A 25739-nucleotide genomic window follows, 5' to 3' on the forward strand; every position below is an offset into this window, starting at 1 on the left:
ACCGTTCCCGTCCATGACCAGCGATCTGGACGGACGCACCGCCCTCGTCACCGGCGGTGCCGGCGGTATCGGCCTCGCCTGCGTCCGCGCTCTCGCCGCGGCCGGGGCGAAGGTGCACGTCGTCGACATCGACGCTCGGCGCACCGAAGCTGCCGCCTTCGAGGTGGGCGGCTGGGCGCACGTCGCCGACCTCACCGACCCCGCTTCGATCGACGCTCTGCCCGCCGAGGTCGACGTCCTGGTCAACAACGCCGGGATCCAGCACGTCTCGCCCCTCGAAGACTTCCCGCCGGAGGTCTTCACGCGGATCCAGACCCTGATGGTCACCGCTCCCTTCCTGCTCATCCGGCACACCCTCCCCGCGATGTACGCCCGGGGGTGGGGCCGGATCGTCAACATGTCGAGCGTCCACGGGCTGCGCGCCTCCGCCTTCAAAGCCGCCTACGTCGCCGCCAAGCACGGGCTCGAAGGCCTCTCCAAGGTCGCCGCCCTCGAAGGTGCCGAACACGGCGTCACGAGCAATTGCGTGAACCCCGGGTACGTCCGCACCCCGCTCGTCGACGGACAGATCGACGCGCAGGCCGCCGAGCACGACATCCCGCGTGAGGACGTCGTCGCCGAGGTCCTCCTCAAACGCGCCGCGATCAAGAAGCTGATCGAACCCGAAGACGTCGCTTCCCTGGTGGTCTGGCTGTGCTCGCCGCACGCCGGCCACATCACCGGGGCCTCCGTCCCGCTCGACGGCGGCTGGACCGCCGCGTAAACCCGTCCGCCGCAACGAACCCCACAAGGAAGTGGAGCCCGCAGTGAGCCAACCCCACCGGTCGGCGATCGCCAAGATCGTCGGCGCGAGCCTGATCGGCACCACCATCGAGTGGTACGACTTCTTCCTCTACACCTCGGCCGCCGCCCTCGTCTTCAACAAACTCTTCTTCCCGACGGCGAACCCGCTCACCGGCACGCTGCTGGCGTTCCTGACCTACGCCGTCGGGTTCCTCGCCCGCCCGGTCGGCGGCCTGGTCTTCGGTCACTTCGGCGACCGGCTCGGCCGGAAGAAACTGCTGGTCGTCAGCCTGGTCCTGATGGGCGGCTCGACCTGCCTGATGGGCGTCCTGCCGACGTACGCCACGGCGGGCGTCCTGGCACCGCTGCTGCTCACGCTGCTTCGGCTCGTCCAGGGGTTCGCGCTCGGCGGCGAGTGGGGCGGTGCCGTCCTGATCGTCTCCGAACACGGTGACGACCGCCGCCGCGGTTTCTGGGCGAGCTGGCCGCAGTGCGGTGCGCCCGGCGGCAACCTGCTGGCCACCGCGGTGCTGGCGATCCTCTCGGCCACCCAGTCCGATGCGGCGTTCATGTCGTGGGGCTGGCGCGTCCCGTTCCTGCTCTCGGGCGTGCTGCTGCTGATCGGCCTGTGGATCCGGCTGGCCGTCGCCGAGTCGCCGGTGTTCCTCGCCGCCCAGCGCCAGGCCGAAGCGCGCGCCGAAAAGCACGTGCCGGTCGTCGACGTCTTCCGCAACAGCTGGCGGCAGGTGCTCGTCACCATCGGCGCCCGGATGGCCGAGAACGTCTCGTACTACGTGATCACCGCGTTCATCCTGGTGTACGTCACGACGGGGCTGCACCTGCCGAAGGGTGTGGGCCTGACCGCGGTGCTCATCGGCTCGGCCGTGCACTTCGTGACGATCCCGCTGTGGGGCGCGCTGTCCGACCGCGTCGGGCGCCGTCCGGTCTACCTGTTCGGCGCGATCGGGATGGCCTTGTGGAGCTTCGCGTTCTTCGCTTTGCTGGACACGAAGTCGTCGGCGGTGATCGTGCTGGCCACGACCGTCGGGCTGGTGCTGCACGGCGCGATGTACGGCCCGCAGGCCGCGTTCTTCGCCGAGCAGTTCCCGACCCGGGTGCGCTACACCGGCCTTTCGGTCGGCGGGCAGCTGTCGTCGATCGCCGCCGGGGCCGTCGCGCCGCTGATCGCCGTGGCGCTGTTCTCCAGCTGGGGCAGCACCGTGCCGGTGTCGCTGTACGTCACCGCGATGTGCCTGATCACGGTGATCGCGCTGCTGTCCGCCCGCGAAACGCGCGGCGAATCGCTGCACGACGACGTCGAGGCGGAGAAGGCAGCCGTTTCGCCCTAGCATGACCGCCGTGACCGCACCCTCGGACGCGCTGCGCCGGCTGCTCGACCTGCTCGCCTCCGGGGCGAGCACCGAGCAGCTGGCGCACGTCGTCGTGGCCGCCCGCGCGCAGGGCGCCCTCGACGCGGCCGACCTGGCCGCGCTGGCCAGCGCGGGCGAGCTGGCCCTGCGGATCCGCGAGACCCTGGCCGAGCACCGGCGGCGCGAGGCCCAGCTCACCGCGCTGTTCGAAACCGCGAGCGAGCTCGCCGCGCTGTCCGATCCGGACACCGTGCTGCGCTCGATCGTCCGGAGGGCGCGGGCATTGCTCGGCGTCGACGTCTCCTACCTCAGCCTGAACAACGAGGCCGAGGGCAAGACCTACGTCCGGGTCAGCGACGGCTCGGTGTCGGCGGAGTTCCAGCAGATCGTGCTCGGCATGGGCGAGGGTCTCGGCGGGCTGGTCGCGCAGACCGCGCGGCCGTACGCGACTTCGGACTACTTCAACGACGACCGGTTCAAGCACACCCGGCACATCGATTCCGGCGTGCAGGACGAGGGCCTGACCGCGATCCTCGGCGTGCCCCTGGCCATCGGCCCGAAGGTGCTCGGCGTGCTCTTCGCGTCCGACCGCACCTCCCGCGAGTTCTCCGCGGACGAGGTGGCGCTGCTGTCGTCGCTCGCCGACCACGCGGCGATCGCCCTGGACAGCGCGAACCTCCTCGACCAGACCCGCCGCGCGGTCGCGGAACTCAACGAGGCCAACGCGACGATGGAACGCGCCGAGGACGCCCACGACCGGCTGACCGACCTGGTGCTGCGCGGGGGCGACCTGCCGGACGTCGCCGACGCGGTCGCCGACGTGCTGCACGGAGACCTCACGGTCTACGACGCCGACGGCACGCTCCTGGCCAGCTCGGCGGATCCGGTGGCGCTCGACCCGGACGCACTGGCCGCGGCCCGCACCACCGGCCGGGCGGTGTCTACAAGGGACAACTGGGTGTGCGCGGTGCAGGCGGGCCCCGAACTGCTCGGCAGCCTGGTGCTGGCCGGGCGCGCCGGGCTCGGCGACCCCGACCGGCGGCTGTTCGAACGCGCCGGCGTCGTGACGGCGCTGCTGCTGATGCTGCGCCGGTCGGTGGTGCGCGCCGAGGACGAGGTCCGCGGCGAGCTGCTGACCGACCTGCTGACGGCGCCCGGCCGCAATCCCCGTGCGCTGCTGGCCCGCGGCCGCCGGCTGGGGATCGATCTGTCGGCCCCGCACGCGGTGCTGGTCGCGCACGCGGACGGCGGCTCGCGGCGGCGCGTGGCGAGCGCGGCCGCCCGGCACGCGACGTTGGTCGGGGTGCACGCCGAGGAGGTCGTGCTGCTCGCCGCGGGCGACCCCGACGAGCTCGCCCGCCGCGTGGCGGCCGACCTCGGCTCGGCGACGGGCCGTCCGGTCACGGTGGGCGCGGCGGGGCCGGCGGGCGGCCCGTCGGCGATCGCGGACGCCCACGCCGAAGCCGCGCGCTGCGTCCGGGCGCTGCTGGCGCTCGGCCGGACGGGCGAAGGCGCGGCGATGACCGGGCTGGGGTTCCTCGGCCAGCTCCTCGGCGACCGCGCGGACCTGGACGCGTTCGTCCGCCGGACACTGGGGCCGGTCCTGGACTACGACGAGCGCCGCGGCACCGAACTGGTCGCCACGCTGCGGGCCTACTTCGCGAACGGGTCGCAGCTGGCGCGGACGAAGGATGTGCTGCACGTCCACGTGAACACGGTGGTGCAGCGGCTGGAGCGGGTGGCGTCGTTGCTGGGGGAGGACTGGCAGGCGCCGGACCGGGCGCTGGAGATCCAGCTGGCGCTGCGGCTGCACCGGCTCGGCGCACCGCGGTGAACCGGAGCGGGCAGTACCCGTTGAGCCGCTCGGCAGCCCGGACGGCCGCCGCCCGGCCCTAGCGGAGCACGGCGGCACAGGGCACGGTGGAAGAAGACGGGTACCACCATGGAGGGGGTCTCATGAAGGAATTCGAAAGCGCACTCGCGGCAGCGTTCGGGGTCGGCGCGGCCGACGTTCCCGCACTGGCGATCGACCGGCTCGACGGCCGGGCGGGCACCGGGGCCGGTCCGGTGCCGATTTGTTACACCTGGTCGGCGGACCCGGTTCGCCCCTCGGTCAGCCCCTGCCGGGCCGCCGAGCCGGTGCGGGCGACCGTCTGCCGGGCGGAGCACACCGAGCCGGTGCGGCCGAGCGTTTGCCGGGCCGAGGTGCCGGTGGCCGCGGCCGCCGGGTGACCGAACCGTCCTCGCCGGTCGTCGGGTTCAAGCGGCACCTGAGCACCGCCGTGGTGCCCGGCGACGCGGTGTACGTGCTGTCCGAAGACGGTGCGACGGCGCTGAGCGGCCCGCACGTGGAGTCCCTGGTCCCGTTGCTGGACGGCACCAGGGATTTTGCGGCCCTGCGCCGGGACCTGCCCGCCGACGTCCCCGCCGAAGAGGCGTCCGGGGTGCTGACCCGGCTCGCCGAAGCCGGGCTGATCGCCCTGCGCCCGGCGGCGGCCACGCCCGAGCTCGCCTACTGGGACGCCGTGGGTGCCGACCCCGTGAGCGTGCGCGGCCGGGTCGCGCTGATCGGCGGGGATCGCGCGGCAGCGGAGGCCCTGCGCTCGGCCGGGCTCACCGTGGTCGAAGACGAAAACGAAGCCGGCCTGTCCGTCGTGCTGTGCCACGACTACCTCGACCCGCAGCTGTCCGAAGTGGACGCCCGGCACCGTGCGGCCGGACGGCCTTGGCTGCCCGCCAAACCGATCGGCGCGCGGGTGTGGATCGGCCCGTTCTTCACCCCCGGCGACGGCCCGTGCCGGCACTGCCTGGCCGCGCGGCTGTGGGGCAACCGCCCCGCCGAAGCCCACGTCCGGGACGCGCTCGGCCGGTCCGGGCCCCTGCCGCGGCCGGAGGTCACGCTCGCCCCGCTGACCGCCGTCGCGCTCAACCTGATCGCCCTCGAAGCCGTCAAGTGGCTGGCCGGGCAGCGGTACCCGGGGCAGCGGGCCCTGTGGACGTTCGACAGCCGCGACCTGACCGGCGAGCGGCACGAGATCCGCGCCCGGCCGCAGTGCCCGTCCTGCGGGAACCCGGACCTCGTGCGCGAGCGGACGCGCCGGCCCGTGACGTTCGAGTCGCGTCCCAAAGCCCACACGGACGGCGGCGGGCACCGCGCGTTGCCGCCGGAGCAGGTGCTCGACACCTACCGGCACCTGGTCAGCCCGCTGACCGGGGTCGTCAAGGAGCTGCGCCGCGACCCGCGCGGCCCGGCCCTGTTCAGCTCGTTCCGGTCGGGACCGAACATCGCGCTGGGCCGGCGCGGCGCCGACCGGCTGCGCACGGCGCTGCGCAGCCAGAACGGCGGCAAGGGTGTCACCCCGCTCCAGGCCGAGGTGGGCGCGCTGTGCGAGGCCCTCGAACGGCACAGCGGCCACTACGACGGCGACGAAGAACGGGTGCGCGCGAGCTTTCACGAGCTGGCAGACAAGGCGGTGCACCCCGACACGTGCCAGCTGTTCCACGAGCGCCAGTTCGCCGACCGGGCGCGCAGCAACGCGAGCCACGGGTCGTTCCAGTTCGTCTGCGACCCGTTCGACGAGGACGCCGTGCTGGACTGGACGCCGGTGTGGTCGCTCACCCGCGGCGAACACCGGCTGTTCCCGACCTCCCTGCTGTACTTCGGCACGTCCGGGCCGCCGTCCCTGCTCGCCGACTCCAACGGCAACGCCGCGGGCGGCACCCTGGAGGACGCGGCGCTGCAGGGGATGCTCGAACTCGTGGAACGCGACGCCGTCGCGCTGTGGTGGTACAACCGCACGCGGCACCCGGCGGTCGACCTGGACGCGTCCGGCGACCCCTGGATCGCCGAGCTGCGCGCGGTGTACGCGGGCCTGGGCCGCGAGGTCTGGGTCCTCGACGTGACCTCCGACCTCGGGGTGCCCGTGCTGGCCGCGCTGTCCCGGCAGACCGGCGGGCCCCGCGAGGCGATCATGCTGGGGTTCGGCGCGCACCTCGACCCGGCCGTCGCCCTGCGGCGCGCGCTGACCGAGCTGAACCAGATGATGCCCGCGGTCCTCGACGGGTGGGACGGCGGCGACGACCCGGACGCCGCGCGGTGGCTGCGGGACGCGACCGTGGCCACCGAGCCGTACCTCCTCCCGGATCCGGCCGCCGGCCCGGCCCGCTTCGCGGACGCCTCCGCACCCGACCTGCTGACGGACGTCAAGCTGGTGCAGGCCAGGCTCGAAGCCGCCGGGCTCGAGGTGTTCCTGCTCGACCAGACGCGGCCCGACATCGGCCTGCCCGTGGTCAAGGTGATCGCGCCGGGGCTGCGGGGGTTCTGGGCGCGGTTCGCGCCCGGGCGCCTCTACGACGTGCCGGTGCGGCTCGGCCGCCTGGCCGAGCCGACCGCGTACGAAGACCTCAACCCGATGCCGATCTTCCTCTAGCACTGCCCGTCGGCGAGGATCCAATACCCCGGGGACGTCTCCTTGAGCGCGTGGATCGTGAACGTGTTCCACAACCCCATCGCCTGGTTGGAACCGTTCGCGTAGGTCTGCCCGGCGCTCTGGTGCGCGCGGCCCGCCTGGGTGTGGGCGTAGTTGCTGGCGCTCACGCAGGTGCCCGACGGCGGCGTGGTGCTGGTGGTGGTGGTGGTCGTCGGCGGCGTGGCTGTCGTCGTGGTCCCGGATCCCTTGTCCAGCCCGAAGAACAGGCCGGTGTAGTAGCTGGAGCAGATACCGGCGAGGAAGTACGCGCCGGTGCTGCCGCACTGCGTGGTGCCGGTGCCGGGGTCGACCGCGGTGCCGTGGCCCATGCCCGCGATCGAATACAGCTGCACCTTGCCGGCGTAGTTCGTCAGCGTCGTGCCGCCGGGCAGGGACTGCGTGCTCGTCGGCGCCTGGGCGACGCCGTGCACCGCGGTCCACTGGTCGCGCAGCTCGGTGCCGTTGACCGGGTAGACGGTGTAGTCGGCGGTGCCTTGCCAGATCGCCACGCGCGGCCACGGGCCGCCGTAACCGGGGTACTGCGCCTTGACCTTCGACGCCCACTGCGCCGGCGTCAGGTGCTGGTCGTTCTGCTGGCAGTTCGTCGCCTCGACGACGCTCGTGGCGCACTGCGCGGGCAGCCCGGCGTTGATGCCGCCACCGGCGAAGACGTCCGGGTACGCGGCGAGCAGGTCGGCGGTCATCCCGCCGCCGGCCGACAAGCCGGTGACGAACACCCGGGATCGATCCGAGCCGTGGTCGGCGATCGCCTTGTCCACCATGGACTTGACCGACGCGGCTTCGCCGTTGCCGCGGGTGTCGTCGGCGGTGGAGAACCAGTTGAAGCACTTGAGCGAGTTGTTCGCGGTCGACTGCTGCGGAAACACGACCTCGAACCGCCAGCGGTCGGCCAGCGCGGGCCAGCCGGAATGGGCGTAGTAGTCCGCGGCGCTCTGCGTGCAGCCGTGCAGCGCGACGACCACCGGGCGGCCGGCTTCGAGCCCGGCGGGGGTGTAGGTGTACATCGCCAGTGCGCCGGGATTGGCGCCGAAGTTCGTGACCGGCACGAGGGACGACGGCGGCGGGTCGGCGGCGGCCACCCCGACGGTGGTGAGCACGGCGGCGGTGATCGCGGCGAGTCCCGCGAAGGCGAGCTTGCGCATGGTGAGTTCCTTCTCGTCGTTGAGAGGGGCGCCAGCGACGCTAAGACGGCTCCGGGGTTTCAGACCATGTGGCCGTCCACCACATCGGCGCGGCGATTCATGGTGGCCGGCGGGGTGGCTCTCCGGCGCCGCACGCGCTTGGGTTCGGTCATCGGAAAACCGGAGGTGAACCGTGCGGGGTTGGCTGGCTTGGGTTCTGGCGGGTGCGCTCACGGCGGGGTTGCCCGCGACGGCGTCGGCTTCGGCCGGGCACTGCCGGGTGGACGTGCCCGGCGCGCAGATGTCCGTGGCCGCGTGCCTGGACGACCTGACCACGACCGGCACCGTCGTGTCGGGGCACACCGTCGAGGCCGACTGGGCCGGGCTGACGTCGGCGGGGCTGCCCGTTCCGGGCCGCGTCTCCGGGGTCCAGGTCGACGGGTACTTCCCGGACACGTCGACGGCGAACACCAACCACGGCTGGAACCACGACGCGCAGTTCGTGCTGCGCCTGCCGGACCGGTGGAACGGCGGCCTGGTCGTCGCCGGCTCACCCGGCGTCCGGCGCCAGTACGCGAACGACCGCGCGATCGGCGACCAGGCACTGGCGGAGGGCTACGCGTTCGCGGCAACCGACAAGGGCAACACCGGCGCGGCGTTCTTCACCGACGGCGTCCGGCCGGGCGACGCGCTCGCGGAGTGGAACTCCCGCGTCACGCAGCTGACGCTCGCCGCCCGTTCCGCGGCGGCCCGGCACTACGGCCGTCCGGTCACGAAGACCCTCGCGGCCGGGCTGTCCAACGGCGGGTACCTCGTGCGGTGGCAGCTGGAGAACCGGCCGTGGCTCTACGACGGGGGCGTCGACTGGGAGGGGACGCTGTGGCGGGCCGGCGGGCCGAACCTGCTCACGTTCCTGCCCCCGGCCCTGCGCGCGTACCCGGCTTATGCCGCCGGGTCGCCGTCGGCGCACCAGTCCATTTTGGACGCCGGGTTCGCGCCGGGGTCGGAGTTCCTGTGGGACTACCACTACCGCGTCTACTGGGACCTGACCCAGCGGATCTACCGCGAGGAGGTCGACCCGTCGTTCGACGGCCCGGTTGCTGCAGGGACGCCCTTCTGCGCTTCGGGAACGCCGGCTTGTGACGCGGACTACGCGTATTCCTCCCGGCCCGCCTCGGTGACGCGGGCGGTGGAGCGGATCTCGTTGACGGGCCGGATCGGCAAGCCGCTGCTGACGCTCCACGGCACGCTCGACACGCTGCTGCCGATCACCCGCGACTCCGACGTCTACCACCGGATGATCACGGCCGCGGGCCGCGGCGCCCTGCACCGGTACTACCGCGTGGAAGGCGGCAACCACGTCGACGGGCTCGTCGACGCCTACCCGGACCGGCTGCGCCCGCTGGGCCCGTGCTTCCGGACGGCGTTCGACGCCCTCGGTGAGTGGCTGCACGGAGTCCGGCCGCCGGCCTCGGCGACGATCGCCCGCCCCGCCGGGGCGACCCCGGCGGAGCTGGCCCGCACCTGCTCGCTGGGCTGAGCGCTCTGCGTTGGGTCAGTCGCCCTTGATGAGGTGGTTGGCCAGCAGCGGGCTGAACGTGCCCGCCGGGATGCCCGAGCCGTGACCGCAGCTGCCGTCGGAGTCGCCGGGGACCTTGATCCACAGCTGCATCTCCGGGCCGCCGCCGAGCTGGGACGTTGCCCCCAGCTTGCGCTTCGGGGGGTTGCACCACTCGGTGTCCGTGCCGTGGCCGTTGCCATTGCGGCTCGTGTCGACCACGAACGGGGCCGCGTAGCCCAGAGCCGAGCCGACGGCCTTGCCGTAAGTCGTCGACTCGGCCGTCGTGGAGAAGTTGGACACGTTCAGCACGAACCCGTGGACGGACTGCACGCCCACCGACTTCAGCCGCGAAGCCATCGTCGCGGCCGGGATCCAGGTGGCGTTGCCGCCGTCCAGGTACGCCCAGGTGTTCGGGGCCTTCTGGGCGAACTGCGTCGCGGCGAACTTCAGCAGGTCCACGCGGGTCTGGCGGGCGGTGGCAGGCAAGCAGTCGAGCTGGGCGAGCGCGTCCGGCTCGATGATCACGATCGCCGGCTTGCCGCCGATGCCGTCGGCGAACGCGGAGATCCAGTCGCGGTAGGCCTGCGGGCTGCCGGCGCCGCCGGTCGACTCGCCGCCGCAGTCGCGGCCCGGGATGTTGTAGGCGACCAGGACGGGCAGCTTGTCGGCGACGTCGGCGGCGTAGGTGAACTCGTCGACCGCCGCGCGGACGTCGCCGCTCCAGTTGCCGAACCAGCGGGCGCCGGGTTTGGTCGCGATCGACGTCCGGATCGGGCCGGCGAGGCTGTCGTCCGGGTGGTCGCGGACCCACGCCGCCGGGTTCGAGTCCGGGTCGACGTAGAAGCCGGTGGTCTTCTCGAGCGGGTTGCCGTCCGCGGCGAGGGCCGGGGACGCGGGGGCGAGCCCGGTGAGCGCCAGCGCGGCGGCCACGAGCGAGGTCGAAATGCGCATTTCCCGAGTGTGCCGCCGCCGGGTACACGAATCGTACAAAAATGCGGGTGAACCGGATCGAACCAGTGTCCGTATTACTGGGTGAAGGGCTCGGTCTACCCGCCGCGAAACCCGCCCTGAGCTGGAGTTGAGCGTCCGGACGGACGACCCCGTTCGGCCGCTTGCGAGAGTGCCGGCCGTCATTCATGATGGCTTCGGGGTCCGTGAAAATTCGTTAAACCCGAATATCCAGGTGTCGGCCATGCTGCGGAAGAACCGTACGTCCGGAAGTGAACGTCATGCTGCTACCCGTGCCAGGGGCCACCTGATGGCCGCGGACCTGCTGGGCCTCGCGATCGTCGCCGGGCTGCTCGTGCCGGCCTTCGCTGCCGCGGCCTGGGCGATCAGCCTGGAACGGCGTCCGCGCCGGCTCCCGGCCGTGCCCGACCCCGAGCCGGACTTCACCGTGGCCGGCATCCAGTCGCGCCTCCGCCGGGAGCGCGTCACGCGGCAGCTCGCCGAAGCGGGCACGGTCGCGCTCCCGACGTTGCCGATCCCCGCCCAGACCCGCCGCGAACCCGCACTGACCCGGCTGCCGTTGCGCGTGGTCGGCACCCTCCCGCCCCCGCGCCCGGCGACCGCCGGGGCCCCGGCCCCGCGGTTCGCCTTCGCACCCCCGGACACGGACCTGATGCGGCGCATCCTCGACGGCTTGCGCCAACTCGACTGACCGCCGGGCCGGATCCCCAGCGCCCCAATGTGGCGTTCGGTGCGTTGGACGCACCGAACGCCACATTGGGGCGCTGGCGACCGGACAACGACGGGAGCCGCTTTCAGTGCACCAAGGCGGCGAGCGCTGACGGCGCGACCGCCGTGCGACCCGTGGTGTACTGGTAGCCGCGCACGATGTCGCGGCACCGGGACCGGCGGCCCACCCGGCGCTCGGCCTGCAACAGCGGGTTGCGCCGCGGCGGCGGGTAGGCGGAGGCGAGCCGGGCGAGCAGGTCCCGTCGGTCCACGCCGGCGGTGCGCACCACCCAGTCGGCCCCGGGATCGAGCGCGACGAGCGCCAGGGCGACGTGCTCGACGCGGTGCCGGCGTTCCCGGCGGGCGAGGGCGAGCCGCAGGGACGCGGCGTACGCCGCTTGGACGTCCAGGCCGATCGGCGGTCGCGCCCGGGCGCAGCGGCGCCGCGCTTTCCCCGCTCCCAACGGGAACAGGGGCGCCTTGGCCGGTGGCCGGTCCGCCAGTTCGGCCGGCAGCGGGCCGAGGTCGATGCCCAGCACCGTCAGCGCCTCGCGGTCGGCGGCCACGCCGGCGCCGTCCGGGGCCGCCCGCCGGACCGCCTCCTCGATCCCGGTGAGCCCGGTCAAAGGTCCCTCCGTCAGCGCCAGCAGCAGGTGTTCGCTGCCGACCCGGGCGTGCCCGAACTCCCGCGCCAGCTCACCGGCGCGGCGGAACGCCTGGCCGACCGCCGGATGATCTCCCTGGAACATCAGCCCTCCCGGCCGCGGTGCTTGCGGTGCACGGTCTGCTTGGTGACGCCGAGCCGGTCGGCGATGTCCTGCCACGACCAGCCGGCTCGCCGGGCCGCCGCCACCTGCTCGGTTTCCAGCTGCTCGGCCAGGCGCCGCAACCGTGCGACCGCCCGCAACGCGATGTCCGGGTCGGAACTGCGCACGGTGTGCTCAAAATCGGTCAACAGACTCACGACTGTCAGCATATGCTGACAGTCGACGCGCGTCAACATGTGCTGACGATACGTCCTTGGGTACTAGTACCTTCGCGGCTTCCCCGCCCTCCGCCAGACAGCCAAGGTGGCGCCATGATCTTGAAATCCCGTCGCGCGCGGAAGTGGACGATCGTCGTGGCGAGCCTGCTCGTCGTCGTGGTCGGCGGCGCCTTCACGCTGCTGCAGGTCGCGGACTCGCGGACCTTCCAGTTCTTCGGCACCCTCGTGAACCGCGTCGAGACCGGCGAGAAGATCGTCGCCCTCACCTTCGACGACGGGCCCGATCCCGCGGGCACCCAAGCGATCCTGGACACCCTGCGCGGCCGTGCGGTGCCCGCCACCTTCTTCCTCATCGGCCGGGACATCGCGGCGCACCCGGACCTCGCCCGGGACATCGCCGCGGCGGGGCACGAAATCGGCAACCACAGCTTCTCCCACGACCGGATGATCGGCGTGACGCCGTCCTGGGTCGCCGACGAGGTCGAAGCCACCGACGCGCTCATCCGCACGACCGGCTACACCGGTGAAATCCACTTCCGCCCGCCGAACGGCAAGAAGCTCTTCGCCCTGCCGCACTACCTCGCGTCGCACCACCGCACGACGATCACCTGGGACGTCGAGCCGGACTCCGCCGGCACCCCCGACGCCGCCACCATCGAGCGGACCACCGTCGACCGGGTGCGGCCCGGCTCGATCATCCTGCTGCACGGCATGTACCCGGCGCGCGAGCAGACCCGGCAGGCGATCGGGCCGGTCGTCGACCGGCTCAAGCAGCGCGGCTACCGGTTCGTGACCGTGTCGCAGCTGCTGGCAGCTCGAGGCTGACGACCCACTCGCCGTCGCGCGGGCCGTGGGTCAACGCTCCCCCGGCCGCCGAGGCCTGCTCCGCGAGCCCGGCCAGCCCGTAGCCGTCGCCGAGGCGCGAAGTTCCCTTGAGCGGGTTCCGCGCCGTGATGGTCACCCGCGCACCGGCTTGGACGTCGAGCCGGAGCCGGACGCCGGGACCGTTGTGCCGCAGTGCGTTCACCGCCGTTTCCGCGACGAACCGCTCGGCCAGCTCCCGCACCGGGCGCGGCAGCGCGGGCAGCACGGGATCCCGGTCGAGGACCAGGCCCGCGGTGCGGAGCCGGGCCAGCACCTCGGCGAGGTCCGGGGCCCGGTCGGTGTCCTCGTGCAGGTCGTCCAGCGTGCGGCGGACGAGCGTCAGCGCGCCGCGCCCGGCGGCCAGCAGGGTGTCCAGCCGCGCGCGGTCGGCGTCGGTCAGGTCGCCGACCGCGCGCAGCGTCTCGGCTTGGACGAGCATGACGGCCGTGGTCTGGGCGAGCGTGTCGTGCAGGCGCCGGGCCGCGCGCTCGGCCCGGTCGGCGAGCGCGCGGCGGCGTTCGGCGCCGAGCAGCCAGGCGACCGCGCTGATCGTGACGACGAGGAGCGTGCCGTCGACCGGCCCCTTCGCCGGGTACACCGCCGCACCGGTGGCGAGCGCCGCCGCGACGGCGAGCCACCGCCGGGGCGTGCTGTACAGGGCGAGCAGCACCGGCACGTACATCGTGTTGCGCGGCTGGTCGAGCAGCAGGTGCCCGGCCGTCGCGAGGGTCACCACCACGAGCACGAGGGCCGGTGCGCGCCGGGTCCACAGCAGCGGGACGAGCTGGGCCGCGCTGAGCCCGGCCGCGAACCACCCCTGGTGCGGTGTCCAGGCCCCGCTGGCGAAGAACACCGCGGCCACCGCCGCCGTCGTGGCGAGAGACTGACGCATGGTCCGACAGTAGAGTGCCCGCATGATCCGGGTGCAGATCGTCGACGACCACGCGCTGGTGCGCGAGGGGATCGCGCTGATCCTGGCGGCGCAGCCGGACCTCGACGTCGTCGCGCAGCACGCGAGCGGGCCGGAGCTGCTCGGGTCGTCCGTCGAAGCCGACGTCGTGCTGCTCGACCTGTACCTGCCCGGGATGGACGGCCTCGAAGTGCTGCGCAGGCTCGGGCCCGCGGCACCGCGGGTGCTGATGCTGACCACGGTCGGCCGGCCCCGCGAAATCCGCGAAGCGCTCGGCGCGGGTGCGGCCGGCTTCGTGCTGAAGGACGCTTCCGGTGCCGAGCTCGCGGCCGCCGTCCGCGCGGCCCACCAAGGCGTGACAGCACTGAGCCCGGCGGCGGCGTCCGCACTGAGCGGCGGCGGCGCGTTGACGCCGCGCGAACGGGATGTGCTGGAGCTGCTCGGCGAAGGACTGTCCAATCGCGACATAGCGGCTCGGCTCCGGCTGGCCGAGCGGACGGTGAAGGTGCACGTCGGCAACGTCCTGGCCAAGCTCGGCGTCACCAGCCGCACCCAGGCGGCGCTCGCGGCGAGGAACCGCTGAGTGGACTGGCTCCCGTCCTGGTGCACCGACCACCTGGGGGCGGCGCCGGCCCGCGTGCTGTTCGAACGGCGCTCCCTGTCGGACGTGGTCGGCCTGCGGCTGGCCGACGGGCGGGACGTCGTGGTGAAGGCGCGGGAGGACGACGGCCGGGCCGCGGTTTGTGTCGAAGCACAGGCCCGGTTGGCGGAGCGGGGGTTCCCGTGTCCGCGGCCGCTCACCCCCGTGCTCGGCGTCGGCGCACTGGCCGTCCACGCCGAGGAATTCCGGCCCGGCGGGGAAGTGCTGCCCGGCGACACCCCGGAGGTCGCGGTCCGGTACGCGGCGGTGTTCGCCCGGCTGATGGCCGAGCTGACCGGGGTCGATGTCCCGCCGCCGCTGCCGAACCCGCGGTGGGCGCGGTGGGACCACGCGGATCCCGGGCTGTGGCCGTCGATCGGCTTCCTCGACGAACGGGACCAGAGCGCCGTGCCCGCGTACGTCGCCGAGACGGCGGTGCGGGCGCGCAAGCGGTTGCTGGCCGCGGATCTGCCGTGCGTGCTCGGCCACGCCGACTTCGAAGCCCAGAACCTCCGCTGGCGCACCGGCGGCATCCACGCCGTGCACGACTGGGACAGCCTGGCGTGGCAGCCGGAAGCCGCGCTGGCCGGCGCGGCGTCCGGGACGTTCGCCAGCGTGTCGCCACCGACGCTGGCTCCGGTCGGCAGCTCGGCAGCGTTCCTGGCCGCTTACCAGGAGTTCCGGGGACGGCGGTTTTCGGCGGAGGAGAAGGAGATCGCGTGGGCCGCGAGCCTCTGGCCGGCCGCGCACAACGCCCGGTGGGAAGCACTGCACGGAGAACGCCCGGTGTGCGGGGACGCGGTCCGCGGCCAAGCGGCCGAACGCCTCCGCCGCGCGGGCGCATGATCGGCTAACCTCGGTGCAGGGGGGTGCCACCATGGGCTACTACGTCATCCCGGACGGCTCGGCCGTCCCGGCCGCGGTGGTCGAGGTGTACCGCGAGTCGGCGAAAGCGTTCACCCACGATCTGGAGTGGGTGCCGTTCGACCTGCCGCGCGGGAGCGTCGAAGAGTGCAGCCACGACGACTTCAAGCAGCACCTGTACACGATCGCCCGGCACGTCCGGGAGGAACGTCAGCGCACGCTGTGGCAAGGCGAATACGAGTACTTCGTGCACCTCGAATCCCACACTTTCGCCGACACGCTGAAGCGCCCCGAAGCCCTCGTACGCCGTCGTGAGGGTGTCCGTGAGCTGCTCGGCCCCGACGGGACCTGGCGGGTGACGGGCGATGATCCCGAGGGCACCGCCTCCCTCCCGATCACCGAGGCGGAACACGACCGGATCCGCTGGGAGGTCGCCCGTCCGCAGTGGTTCGTGGCCCGGGACGAGCTGTCCTACCCCGTCGCCGTGGTCCGGCGCATCCCGGCCGTCGCCGAGGCCTACACGCGGAACCTCCGGTGGGAGCCCGTTCCGCCGGGACTGGAGCTCGAAGCGGTCGACGGCGAGTACCAGGCGGACGACCTGCTGTTCGCGCTCGCGACCGGCGCCCGACTCGCTCGCCGGACGGACGGCCCCGAGTACGTCGGGTTCCTGAGCGGGCCACTCCCCCGGGTCGACGTCGAGCAGGTGTTCACCGTGGTCCGGCGCCACAACGACGTCGAAGAGGTGTACATCCGCGACGGGGTGTGGGTCCCGTCGAAACGGCTGCGCGACATCGACCGAGGTGCGGAATCCTTCGACCGGCACCTGCCGCTCAGCGCCGAAGAGGTCGAGCGGATCACCGCGCGGCTCCCCCGCTCACGCTGCTTCCTCATCGATGACGGGCGGGACGTCCCGCGCGCGGTGGTGCACCTCGACGGCGAAACCGAGCGGGTGTTCGGGCGCGACCTCGAGTGGCGGACGGCCGACCTGCGGCAAGAGGTGGCGGGCCACCCCGGCCGGACGGTCAAAGAGGTCACCCCGGGGCAAGAAGTCATCGAGGCCTACCACCTGGCCCGGCGGGTTCGCCAATTCAAGCAGCGCCACGAATGGGGTGCCGGAGTCTGGTACTTCGGGATCTACAAGTCCGCCGGGGAGGCGCTCGACGTCGACGCCACCCGCATCCTCGTCTGCACCCAGCCGGGCGGTGGCTGGGGTGGGGAGCGCTACGTCGGACGGGGCAGGTGGGAACCCACCCGCCTGCTGGACGACATCTGGCGCGGCCACAGCTACGACGACGAGCTCGCCCTCAGCCCGGCCGAAGCGGAAGCGATCATGAAGCGGCTCGGCTGAACTCGTACGGCCCCCTCGCCGGATGGCCTGACCGCGTGGGGCGCCTATCAGGTCACCCCTTGACGTACCTGGTCAGCATCGCGACCATCTCCGTCTCCAGCTTCCGCTTGTCCACCGGCTCGTGCTCGGCCGCGAGCTGGTGGACGACCAGCTCGATGGTCGTGAAGATCAGCCGGGCGGCCGTCTCGGTGTCGGTCAGCCGGACTTCGGGGTGCCCGTCGAGGACGTTTCGCACGTAGCTGCACCAGGACCGTTTGAGCTGCTCGACCTTCTCCAGCAGCTCAGCCGACCGCGGCGCCTGTTCCATGAGCAGCCGCAGCAGCTGCGGGTCGTCGAGGTGGGATTCGATCGCGCTCCGGACGAAGAGGCGGAGGATGTCCTCGATCGGGCCGGGCAGTGCGCCGGCCAGCGCCTTCGCCGCGGTCGCCGAGCCGTTGTCGAGGTGCCGGGTCAGCAGCTCGGCGAGGATCGAATCCTTGTTCGGGAAGTACTGGTAGAGCGAGCCGATCGAGATCCCGGCCCGCTCGGCGATGCGGTTGGTGGTGCCGGCGGCGTAACCGTGGTCGGTGAAAACGTGAGCAGCCGCGGTCAGGATCCGGTGCCGGGTCAGCTCGGCGCGGACCTGCCGCGGCTGTTTACGTGGCTGGATGCGGCGCTGGTCCGGCGTCATGGCCCCCTCCGGGAAAGCGAGTAGTCAAGATCTGAATGTTTGCTCATAATTATGGCATGACCAGCACAAATACGCTGCGCCGCGTGGCCATGGCCGAGGTACGGACCCGGCTGGGCGAGCCGGAGGCGATGATCGAGGCCAAGATCGGCGACCGCATCGACCGGCACGCCCACCGCTTCATCGCGCACTCGCCGTTCCTGACGCTGGCCACCGCGGACGCGGCGGGCCGCGCCGACTGCTCGCCCCGCGGCGACTACCCCGGCTTCGTCAAGGTGCTCGACGAGCGCACGCTCGCGCTGCCCGACCGGCCCGGCAACAAGATCGCCGACTCCTTCCGCAACATCGCCGAGAACGACGGCGTCGGCCTGCTGTTCTTCATCCCCGGCATGCGGGAGACGTTGCGCGTCAACGGAAGCGCGTACATCACCGACGAACCGGACGTGCTCGCCCGGATGCGCACCGAGGCGAAGGCGCCCATGCTGGCGATCATCGTCGACGTCGCCGAGGTGTACTTCCACTGCGGCCGCGCGCTGATCCGGTCGCGCCTGTGGGACCCCGCGAGCCAGGCGCTGGCGGCGGAACTGCCGTCGGCCGGCGAGATCGCCGCCGAGAAGATGAACATCGACCCGGCGCTGCTCGACCAGCTCCTCGAAGACGGCTACCGGAAGTTGTACTGACATGCAGAAAACGATCCTCGAGCGCGTCGAGCACGTCACCGGCGACGTCGTCTCCCTGCTCCTGCGTGGCGACGAAGGCCCGTTGGCCCCGTGGGAGCCGGGCGCCCACATCGACCTGGAGCTGCCGAACTGGCTGACGCGGCAGTACTCGCTGTGCGGCGACCCCGGCGATCTCTCGGCCTACCGGATCGCCGTCCGCCACGACCCGCTGAGCCGGGGTGGCTCCGAGTACGTCCACCTGTTCCTGCGGCCGGGCCGGACGCTTTCGGTGTCGTTGCCCCGCAACCACTTCCCGCTCCGGCCCGCCCCGGAGTACCTGTTCCTGGCGGGCGGCATCGGCATCACGCCCATCATGCCGATGGTCCGGGCGGCCGTCGAGTCCGGGGCCGCGGTGACGTTGGTGTACACGGGCCGGTCCCTGCCGTTCGCGGCGGAACTGGTGGCCACGTACGGAGATCGCGTACGGCTGGGTCGTCCGGATCTCGCGGCCCTCGCGGCGGAGTTCCCGGCGGTGGAGGTCTACTGCTGCGGGCCGGAGCCGATGCTCGCCGCGGCCGAGGCGGTGTTCCCGGGCGTGCACACCGAACGCTTCCAGCCCGTGCGCCGGACGTTCGGGCCCGACACGCCGTTCGAGGTCGTGTGCGCCCGCTCCGGGCAGACCATCCAGGTCCCGGCGGACGAATCGCTGCTGGACGCGCTGAACCACGCCGGGCGGCCGGTGCCGTCCGCGTGCCGGGAAGGCGTGTGCGGCAGTTGCGAAGTACCGGTGCTGGCGGGCGAACCCGAGCACCGCGACGACATCGGCGCGGCCGCGGGCCGCATGTACCCGTGCGTTTCGCGCGCGTCGTCGCCGCGGCTCGTGCTGGACGTCTGAGCGATCAGCGCCGGAACTCGATCTTCGCCAGCCTGTCCGGGTAGAGGCTGTAGCGGCCGATGTCGCTCTCCGCGAAGAAGTCGCAGCCTGACGTGATCGTGCCCGAGATGTCTTTTCCGCTGGTCAGATGCACCTTGACCGTGGCCTTGCCCCCGGCGGACAACGCGGGATCGGAGCGGGTGACCTCGAGCCCGGACATCTTCTCGAAGGCGACGTCCAGGCTGTCGTTCAGGTTGATCCCCATCCCGGCGCCGATGCAGAAGCGGACCGTCGAGGCCGGCGCCTCGACGGGATCGCCGTCTTTCGGCGTGATCACCGCGGTGGCCTCGGTCCACGGCTTCCCGCCCTGGCCCGCCGTGCCGGCGGACGATGGGGACGTGGCCGGCGAAGAGGACACGGCCGGCGACGAAGCCACCCCGGAGGCCGCGGGCGGCGGTTTGTCCTCGCTGCCGAGGACGCCGACCTGGAACAGGATGGCCAGCAGGCCCCCGACCGCCGTGATCACGCCCGCCACGGCGGTCAGCACGCCCGGCGCCGTTTTCCAGAAGCTGCCCTCGGCCATCCCGACCTCCGGTGAACCGTCCGTCCACGTCGACTCACGAGTCGTGACGATCACCGGCCGCGTTACGCCCGACCGGCCGAACCGCCTGCTCGGGTCAGCAGAGCGGCCACAACCCCGCCGCGCCCTGGCGTCACTTTCCCTACGAAAGTGACGCGAACCCGGCCCGGCGGGACCGTGGCCGTACCTCCGGGGGCGGGTAGCATCGCGATCGGCCTCGAACTACGAGTTCAACGCGCACGGTGTCGAGCTGGATCAGCGGTACGTCTCCGGCGCGGTGCTGCCCGACGGCGTCCCGCCGGTTCCCGACCGCGATCCCGAGCTCTTCCACCGGCCGAGCATTTGCGGACGGTCCGCATCGGCGACCCGGGAGCCCGCGACGCCTACGGCGACTGGTCCCGCCTGAGCGCCATCAACGAGGCCGGTTGCCTCCTGATCCGCCCCGACGGCTACATCGCCTACCGCCACCCCACGCTGTCCCCCACCCCCGCAAAGACCCTCACCAAGGCCCTCCGCCACCTCCTCGACCGTGATTGAAGGGGCATCACCCGTGTCTGGAAGGGCATCACCCGTGCTTGGCGGGGCATCACGTCCGATGCCCCGCCAATCACGGGTGATGCCCGCTCAATCACGCATGATGCCTCTTGCCGCACGGTCAAGAAGTGACGTGGGTGAGGGTGACGGGGATGCGGGGTGGGCCGCTGCCGTCGCCGGGGCCCGGCTTGGCCGGGTCGATTCCGCCGCGGGCGACGCGGTCCAAAACTGCCAGGCCGGGGTCGTCGATGCTGCCGAAGACCGTGTACTCCGGCGGGATGGTCGCGGCGCCGAAGACCAGGAAGAACTGGGAACCGCCGGAGTCCGGGGCCGTCGTCGTCGCCATGGCGAGGACACCGCGGCCGTACGTCAGCTCGGGGAACACCTCGTCGCGGATCGTGTAGCCCGGGCCGCCGGTGCCGTCGCCGACGGGGTCGCCGCACTGCAGCATCTGCAGCCCGGTGCTGACCGACAGCCGGTGGCACGACGTGCCGTCGTAGAAGCCCTGCTTCGCCAGGCTCAGGAAGTTCACCACGGTGCACGGCGCCAGCGCGCGGTCCAGGGTGAGCCCGATGTCGCCCGCGCTCGTCGCCAGCCGCACCCCGGCCGTCCCGGTCGACGGCGCCGGGCCGTCGGGCGGCAGCGCGACCTTCTTCGGTGCCGGTGAGCCGGGATCGGGGTTGAACGCGCACGTCACGGGGTCGGCCAGCGGCTTCGCCCGCTTCGGCAGCGCGGCCCGGCCGCCGGGGATCGTCGCCGGCGTGCCGGGCGCGGACACCGGCACGGAGGTCGGCGAAGACGGCGTCGTGGTCCAGAACGCGCCACCGGCTCGATCGTCCGGCTTGCGCAGGAACCCGGGGTAGCCCCAGGCCAGGAACGCCAGCGCCATCACCACGACGACCACGATCGACCCGGTGACCAGCACGATCGCCGTCGTCGACGACGGCTTCGGCGGCACGGGCGGCGGCCACGGCGCGTACTGGTACGGCGGCTGCCCGGGACCGGGTCTGCCGTCCGGCTCGCTCATCCACGCTCCCCTTCGTCGGAGAGCACCATTCTGCCGCGCGAGCCGGCTTCCCGGGCGCGAACCCGCGAACCCGGGAAACCGGGAAACCGGGAAACCGGCTCAGGTCACGGCAGGCCCCAGGGCGCGACCGGCCCGCCCGGCGCGACCGGCCGGACCCCGAAGTCCGGCCGATCCCCCTGCCGGTACACGAACGCCTCCTCACCGCACCCGAGTTCGATCCGGACGTCCCCGTTGGCCAGCCGTTGCCAGCGACGAGCCCGGCCCCGCGCGTCGGTCACCGCGAGCTCTCCGTCGATGCCCGGCCGCAGCACGCACGGCGCCCCGGCCTCGCTGTGCACCTTCAGCCAGCGCGTCTTCCCGCCGGTGCGGGACGCGCTGAGCAGGAACGCCCCCTCGGTGCGGAAGTCCCGCAGGGCGACGTCGCCCCAGGCCGCGGGCACCGCCGGGAACAGCCGGACCACCCCGCCCCAGCTCTGCACCAGCATGTCCTGCAGGGACTTCGCCGCCGAAAGCGGCGTCTCGATGACCGGCCCGGACTCCTGGTACATCGTGTTCGGCTGGATGTACCGCCGTTGCAGCTCGCCGAGGTAGAACGCGGCCTGCTCGCCGCGCAGCATCTGCGCCGAGATCGACGCGGCCCCGGTGAACGTGTAGCCCTGCAGCGCGCCTTCGAAGCCGACCCAGTGGTCGAGTGACGTCTTGATGATCGCCCGGTGCTCCGGCTGCTCCCAGGTGACGTCGTAGAGCGGGTAGATCTGCAGCAGGTGCGAATAGTGCCGGTGCGACTTCGCGAACGGCACCCCGGCCCCGATCATGTAGCCGTTGCCGTCGGCCGGGTAGTCCACCAGGTCCGCCAGGACGTTCCGCCACTTCGGCGCCAGCGGATCGCCGGGCGCGGTTTGCAGCAGCGTCTTGCACCCCCAGCGGATCAGCGCGAGGTCGTAGTTGCAGTCCGGGGCGTTGACGCCGTACTCGGGCGAGAACGTCGGCGGCAGGTGCAGCTTCCCGTCCGGTCCGGGTGCGAGGAAGTGCAGGTAGTAGTTGATCGCCCGGCGCAGCAACGGGACCAGCGTGTCCCGGAGCAGCGAACGGTCCAGTGTGTGCCGGTAGGACAGCCACACGTTGTGCAGCGCCCAGGTCAGGTTGCCGACCTCCGGCGTCGGCGTGTCCTGCCCCGGGATCCCGACCGGGAACCCGCTGGTGGCGTTCGAGACGCCGTTGAGCAGCGTCATGTCGGTCGTCCGCGGGATACCCGCCGAGTCGGCCTGGTACGGCTGCGCGACCTGGCTGACGAGGTTGCCCCGGTACTTGCCGAGGGCGTAGCTCACCGCGTCGAGCTCCAGGTGGTTGGAGCCGTGGATCAGCCAGTACTCGAGCTGGACGTTGAGGTTCCACCACGTCGCCGGCCACGGCGTGTTCTCCAGCCACGGCCCGGAGGTCGCCATCACCGGCGCCTCGCGCCGGGCCGCCGAGGCGACCTTGTACAGCTGGATCCAGTAGAAGCTCTGCAGGCGCGTGTCCGGAATGGACAGGAAGCTCTGCCGGTAGTAGCCGTGCCACCAGCGCCGGTGGTCCTGGGTGAGCGCGGCGAACGCCGGCGCCCGGCGGACGGTGCCCAGCGCCCGCGCCGCCGACGTCTTGCCGGGGTGAGACCACGCCACCGACGTGTACAACGTCCGCGCGCCGCCGCGCGTGACCTCCCGCCACGCCGTTACGTGCTCACCGCCGGCCAGCAGCGGCTGAACGGCCAGCTGCGTGTCACCGCTCGCCGACAGCTGTACGGGCGGGTTCGCGGTGTACCCCGCGGGCGGCGGCTTGTTCCACACCGGATCGGCGCGCGGGCTGACCGCGACCGCCGGGTGGAACACCCACTTGAACCCGCGTTCCCCCTCGGACGGCCGGATCTCGACGGCGAGCAGCGGCTGTCCCGTGTGGACAATGGCACGCAGGCTCAGGCTGCCCGCCGCGGTCGTGATCGTGCCGGTCAGCTCGGCGTTCCACAGGTCCATCCGCCAGTCGATCGCGGTGATCGCGCCGGCCGGTTCGAGCGTGAAGTACCCGATCGGCAGCCGGGCCAGGCCGAACAGCGAGCCGAACTCCGGGCGGTGGTCCTGGACCTGGCTGTGCTGGACGTTGAACCGGATCGCGTTCCGGCCGGGTTCGGCGTAGCTGCCGGAGCCGAGGAACCCGTTGCCCAGGAACGGGCCCTCGTACCAGGTCTTCGGCAGCCGCCGCCAGTACAGGTCCGCCGTGCCGAGGAACCCGGCCCAGCCGAAGTCGTCGCTCCCGGGTGACGCGGCGGCTTCGGCGAACGCCGGCGCCACCCCGGCCGCGACCCCGGCGAGCGCCCCGCCGAGCACGGTTCTGCGGGTGATCTCCATTCCGACCTCCTCGTCGAAAGCGGATTCAGCTCGGCAGGCCCCACGACGGCGCCGGGCCGATGGCGGGGACGTCCCGGGGCGCGAAGTCCGGCCGCCCGCCGCGCGGGGTGACGACGGCGGTGCCGCCACGCCGCAGCCCGATCGCGATCCGCCCGGGCCCGGCCGCGCGCCACGGCAGCCGCCGGCCGTGCTCGTCGCGGACGTCGACGTCCCCGGCGATGCCGTGCTGGAGGACCAGGGGCTCGCCGGCTTCGCTGTGCACGCGGACGAATTCCGTCTTGCCGTCGCGGCGGGAGGCGTCGACCAGGAAGGCACCTTCCGCGCGCAGCCCGGCGATCGAAGCGTCGCGCCAGGTCGCCGACACCGACGGGAAGACCTTGAGCACGCCCCCGGATCCCTGCATCACCATGTCCACCACGGACTGCGCGGCGGTGATCGGGCTCTCGATGGCGAAGTTGGACCCCTCGCGGTACATCGTGTTCGCCGTCAGCTCGGTGTCGGCCACGACGTTCCGGTCGAGGAAGAACTTCAGGTACCGCAACGCTTCTTCCGGTGCGTCCATCACCGAGCTCATCGACGACGCGGCCGCGTAGCTGTAGCCGTGCCACGCCGTCTGGTCGGCGGCCCAGTGGGCGAAGGTGCGCGTCATGAGGTCGCGGTCGCCCGGGGAGTCCCAGACCTTCTCCCGCAGCGGGTACAGCCACAGCAGGTGCGAGAAGTGGCGGTGCGAGGCGGCCAGGGGGACGCCGTCGCCGATCAGCACACCGTTCGCGGGATCTTCTTGGTACGGCACGAGTTTCGCGCTGATCTCCCGCCAGAGCGGCACGCGCGGCTCGTCGAGGCAGAGGATCCGGGCGGAGTCGACGAGCGTGCGGGCCGCCCACCGGATGAGCGAGAGGTCGTAGGTGCAGTCCGGCGCGTCGGCGTACTCCGGCGACCGGGTCAGCGGCAGGTGCAGGCACCCGTCCGGGCCGGTGAACAGGAAGTGGCGGTAGAAGTTCAGGGCCTTCGCCAGCGTCGGGTACAGAACGTCGCGAAGCACACGCTTGTCCAGGTGGTGCCGGTAAGCCAGCCACACGTTGTGCAGGCCCCACAACAGGTTCCCGGTCTGGTCGGTCTTGGACGTCGTCCCGGGGACGCCGACCGAGCGCGTGCCGCCGGGCCGCAGGCGCCAGTCGCCGGGGTGCGAGAGGGCGTAGGTGTCGCCGTCGCGGTACGCCGGCGGGACGGACACCTCGAGGTTCGCGTGGTCGCGCCGGAAGGTCTCGGTGACGGCGTCGAGTTCGGGGTGGTTGGTGCTGTTGACGATCGGGTAGGTGACCTGGACGTTGAGGTTCCACCACACGGCGGTCCAGCTGTTGCCGACCTCGGGGAACCACGGTCCCCATTCGGAAACCACCGGCCCGCCCGCGCGGGTGGCGGCCGCGATCTTGTACAGCTGGATCCAGTAGAACCGCTGCACCTGCTTGTCGGGCACCGAAACGAAGCTGCGCCGGTGGTAGTCGTTCCACCAGCGGCGGTGGCGGGCGAGCAGCGCGTCCGGGTGGGCGGCAAGCGCTTTCCGGACGGCGTTCCGCGCGTCCGCGGTGTGCGTGGTGCCGGGGAAGCTGTAGGCGACGGTGGCGGCGAGCAGCCGTTTTGTGCCGATCGCGCGCTCCTGCCACGCCGTGGTGTACCCGCCACCGGCGAGCATCGGCTGCGCGCAAAAGCCGTCACCCAGCTCGGGTGCCGGGTTGGCGACGTACTCGGGCGGCTTGCGCACCGTCCGGGTGGTCGCCGACTCCAGCGGCTGGAACGCCCAGCCGGCGCTCGTTTCGCCCGCGCTCGGCGTCAGCGAAACAAGCAGCACCCCGAGGTCGTTGTGGACGACGGCGGAAAAGGCGACCGTGCCCTGCATGGTGGTGATGGTGCCGCCGAGTTCGGCGTTGTAGAGGTCGAGCGTCCAGTCGACGGCGGTGATCGCGCCGGCCAGGGTGAGGGTGAGGTAACCGATCGGCAGGCGGGACAGCCCGATGCCGGCTTCCCACCGGATGCGCTGGTCCTGGACCTGGGTGTGGCTGAGCATCACCTTGAGGACCTGCGGTGTCTTCCCGGCGTAGACCTGGGCGCCGAGGTAGCCGTTGGCGAGGAACGGGCCTTCCTGCCAGTTCTTCGGCAGCCGCCGCCAGACCATCCGCGCATCGGCGGCGACGTCGGCGTGCGGGCTGGTCCCGGCGAGCACCGGCGGGGCCGCGCGGGCCCACAAACCCCCGAAGGCGGCGGCCCCGGCAAGGACCGAGGCAGAGCGGAGCACCGTCCGCCGGGACACTGCGTCCATGAAGCATCCTCCGAATTCATACTACGTTTCGGCGAGATCATGCGGCGGCGTCCGGCCATACTTGCAGAGGGGTGGCCAAAAGACCAG

At 72.3% G+C, this 25739-nt stretch carries 24 protein-coding genes; 14 read left to right on the forward strand and 10 right to left on the reverse strand.

Annotated features, from left to right (window positions below; translation table 11 throughout):
* The first annotated feature begins 13 nt into the window (after nucleotides 1-13).
* From Q5425_RS07945 to Q5425_RS07965, 5 genes are all read left to right on the forward strand, one after another.
* Nucleotides 14-763, forward strand: a complete 750-nt coding sequence (locus Q5425_RS07945) for a 3-hydroxybutyrate dehydrogenase (protein WP_308671468.1) — start codon at nucleotides 14-16, stop codon at nucleotides 761-763.
* Nucleotides 764-806: 43 nt separating this feature from the next.
* Complete coding sequence (locus Q5425_RS07950) at nucleotides 807-2132, forward strand: MFS transporter (RefSeq protein WP_308671469.1); 1326 nt, start codon at nucleotides 807-809, stop codon at nucleotides 2130-2132.
* A 1-nt stretch (nucleotide 2133) separates the two neighbouring features.
* Complete coding sequence (locus tag Q5425_RS07955; RefSeq protein WP_308671470.1) at nucleotides 2134-3987, forward strand: GAF domain-containing protein; 1854 nt, start codon at nucleotides 2134-2136, stop codon at nucleotides 3985-3987.
* Nucleotides 3988-4109: 122 nt separating this feature from the next.
* Nucleotides 4110-4385: a hypothetical protein gene (locus tag Q5425_RS07960; RefSeq protein WP_308671471.1), complete on the forward strand. Its 276-nt coding sequence runs from the start codon at nucleotides 4110-4112 to the stop codon at nucleotides 4383-4385.
* Nucleotides 4382-6583, forward strand: a complete 2202-nt coding sequence (locus tag Q5425_RS07965; RefSeq protein WP_308671472.1) for a TOMM precursor leader peptide-binding protein — start codon at nucleotides 4382-4384, stop codon at nucleotides 6581-6583. Before Q5425_RS07960 ends, Q5425_RS07965 begins: the two co-directional genes overlap by 4 nt.
* On the opposite strand, the gene Q5425_RS07970 is transcribed toward Q5425_RS07965, so the two are convergent.
* Nucleotides 6580-7785, reverse strand: a complete 1206-nt coding sequence (locus Q5425_RS07970) for a PHB depolymerase family esterase (RefSeq protein ID WP_308671473.1) — start codon at nucleotides 7783-7785, stop codon at nucleotides 6580-6582. The two genes, Q5425_RS07965 and Q5425_RS07970, sit on opposite strands and share 4 nt — an antisense overlap.
* A gap of 172 nt (nucleotides 7786-7957) precedes the next feature.
* On the opposite strand from Q5425_RS07970, the gene Q5425_RS07975 reads away from it, so the two are divergent.
* On the forward strand, nucleotides 7958-9304 hold the full coding sequence (locus tag Q5425_RS07975) for a 3-hydroxybutyrate oligomer hydrolase family protein (RefSeq protein WP_308671474.1): 1347 nt from the start codon (nucleotides 7958-7960) through the stop codon (nucleotides 9302-9304).
* Between the two features lie 15 nt (nucleotides 9305-9319).
* On the opposite strand, the gene Q5425_RS07980 is transcribed toward Q5425_RS07975, so the two are convergent.
* On the reverse strand, nucleotides 9320-10276 hold the full coding sequence (locus Q5425_RS07980; protein WP_308671475.1) for a glycoside hydrolase family 6 protein: 957 nt from the start codon (nucleotides 10274-10276) through the stop codon (nucleotides 9320-9322).
* A 307-nt stretch (nucleotides 10277-10583) separates the two neighbouring features.
* On the opposite strand from Q5425_RS07980, the gene Q5425_RS07985 reads away from it, so the two are divergent.
* A complete protein-coding gene (locus Q5425_RS07985; RefSeq protein WP_308671476.1) occupies nucleotides 10584-10985 on the forward strand; it encodes a hypothetical protein in 402 nt (133 codons plus the stop codon).
* A gap of 103 nt (nucleotides 10986-11088) precedes the next feature.
* Here the strand turns inward: Q5425_RS07985 and Q5425_RS07990 are convergent, their stop codons facing one another.
* Nucleotides 11089-11751, reverse strand: coding sequence for a Clp protease N-terminal domain-containing protein (locus Q5425_RS07990; protein ID WP_308671477.1), 663 nt, complete (start codon nucleotides 11749-11751; stop codon nucleotides 11089-11091).
* A complete protein-coding gene (locus Q5425_RS07995; RefSeq protein WP_308671504.1) occupies nucleotides 11751-11960 on the reverse strand; it encodes a helix-turn-helix domain-containing protein in 210 nt (69 codons plus the stop codon). The genes Q5425_RS07990 and Q5425_RS07995 overlap by 1 nt, the downstream gene beginning before the upstream one ends.
* A gap of 120 nt (nucleotides 11961-12080) precedes the next feature.
* Between Q5425_RS07995 and Q5425_RS08000 the strand changes: the two genes are divergently transcribed.
* Nucleotides 12081-12812 (forward strand): polysaccharide deacetylase family protein, encoded by a 732-nt coding sequence (locus Q5425_RS08000; protein WP_308671478.1) that lies wholly within the window; start codon nucleotides 12081-12083, stop codon nucleotides 12810-12812.
* On the opposite strand, the gene Q5425_RS08005 is transcribed toward Q5425_RS08000, so the two are convergent.
* Nucleotides 12754-13743 (reverse strand): histidine kinase, encoded by a 990-nt coding sequence (locus Q5425_RS08005; protein WP_308671479.1) that lies wholly within the window; start codon nucleotides 13741-13743, stop codon nucleotides 12754-12756. The genes Q5425_RS08000 and Q5425_RS08005 overlap by 59 nt on opposite strands.
* A 22-nt stretch (nucleotides 13744-13765) precedes the next feature.
* Here Q5425_RS08005 and Q5425_RS08010 point away from each other — a divergent pair, with 22 nt between their 5' ends.
* From Q5425_RS08010 to Q5425_RS08020, 3 genes are read left to right on the forward strand one after another with little or no spacing between them, the layout of a single operon-like run.
* Nucleotides 13766-14344 carry a response regulator transcription factor gene (locus Q5425_RS08010; protein WP_308671480.1) on the forward strand — a complete coding sequence of 193 codons (579 nt, stop codon included), beginning with the start codon at nucleotides 13766-13768 and terminating at the stop codon, nucleotides 14342-14344.
* Entirely contained in the window at nucleotides 14345-15247 is a 903-nt protein-coding gene (locus Q5425_RS08015) for a phosphotransferase (protein ID WP_308671481.1), read from the forward strand. It begins immediately after the preceding gene.
* 31 nt (nucleotides 15248-15278) lie between these two features.
* Nucleotides 15279-16613 (forward strand): hypothetical protein, encoded by a 1335-nt coding sequence (locus Q5425_RS08020; RefSeq protein WP_308671482.1) that lies wholly within the window; start codon nucleotides 15279-15281, stop codon nucleotides 16611-16613.
* Nucleotides 16614-16665: 52 nt separating this feature from the next.
* On the opposite strand, the gene Q5425_RS08025 is transcribed toward Q5425_RS08020, so the two are convergent.
* Nucleotides 16666-17283 carry a TetR/AcrR family transcriptional regulator gene (locus Q5425_RS08025; protein WP_308671483.1) on the reverse strand — a complete coding sequence of 206 codons (618 nt, stop codon included), beginning with the start codon at nucleotides 17281-17283 and terminating at the stop codon, nucleotides 16666-16668.
* Nucleotides 17284-17339: 56 nt separating this feature from the next.
* On the opposite strand from Q5425_RS08025, the gene Q5425_RS08030 reads away from it, so the two are divergent.
* Together Q5425_RS08030 and Q5425_RS08035 are read left to right on the forward strand one after the other, a co-directional pair.
* Nucleotides 17340-17960, forward strand: a complete 621-nt coding sequence (locus Q5425_RS08030; RefSeq protein WP_308671484.1) for an MSMEG_1061 family FMN-dependent PPOX-type flavoprotein — start codon at nucleotides 17340-17342, stop codon at nucleotides 17958-17960.
* Nucleotide 17961: 1 nt separating this feature from the next.
* Nucleotides 17962-18834: a PDR/VanB family oxidoreductase gene (locus tag Q5425_RS08035; RefSeq protein WP_308671485.1), complete on the forward strand. Its 873-nt coding sequence runs from the start codon at nucleotides 17962-17964 to the stop codon at nucleotides 18832-18834.
* Nucleotides 18835-18838: 4 nt separating this feature from the next.
* Here the strand turns inward: Q5425_RS08035 and Q5425_RS08040 are convergent, their stop codons facing one another.
* On the reverse strand, nucleotides 18839-19396 hold the full coding sequence (locus Q5425_RS08040; protein WP_308671486.1) for a hypothetical protein: 558 nt from the start codon (nucleotides 19394-19396) through the stop codon (nucleotides 18839-18841).
* A 174-nt stretch (nucleotides 19397-19570) separates the two neighbouring features.
* Between Q5425_RS08040 and Q5425_RS45720 the strand changes: the two genes are divergently transcribed.
* Entirely contained in the window at nucleotides 19571-19930 is a 360-nt protein-coding gene (locus Q5425_RS45720) for a hypothetical protein (protein WP_396135136.1), read from the forward strand.
* A 118-nt stretch (nucleotides 19931-20048) separates the two neighbouring features.
* Here Q5425_RS45720 and Q5425_RS08050 read toward each other — a convergent pair whose 3' ends face one another.
* The 3 genes from Q5425_RS08050 to Q5425_RS08060 form a co-directional block, all read right to left on the reverse strand.
* Nucleotides 20049-20954 carry a peptidylprolyl isomerase gene (locus Q5425_RS08050; protein ID WP_308671488.1) on the reverse strand — a complete coding sequence of 302 codons (906 nt, stop codon included), beginning with the start codon at nucleotides 20952-20954 and terminating at the stop codon, nucleotides 20049-20051.
* Between the two features lie 104 nt (nucleotides 20955-21058).
* Nucleotides 21059-23335, reverse strand: coding sequence for a glycosyl hydrolase family 95 catalytic domain-containing protein (locus tag Q5425_RS08055; protein WP_308671489.1), 2277 nt, complete (start codon nucleotides 23333-23335; stop codon nucleotides 21059-21061).
* Between the two features lie 25 nt (nucleotides 23336-23360).
* On the reverse strand, nucleotides 23361-25652 hold the full coding sequence (locus tag Q5425_RS08060; RefSeq protein WP_308671490.1) for a glycosyl hydrolase family 95 catalytic domain-containing protein: 2292 nt from the start codon (nucleotides 25650-25652) through the stop codon (nucleotides 23361-23363).
* Nucleotides 25653-25739 lie beyond the last annotated feature (87 nt).

Source organism: Amycolatopsis sp. A133 (assembly GCF_031082405.1).
GTDB lineage: Bacteria > Actinomycetota > Actinomycetes > Mycobacteriales > Pseudonocardiaceae > Amycolatopsis.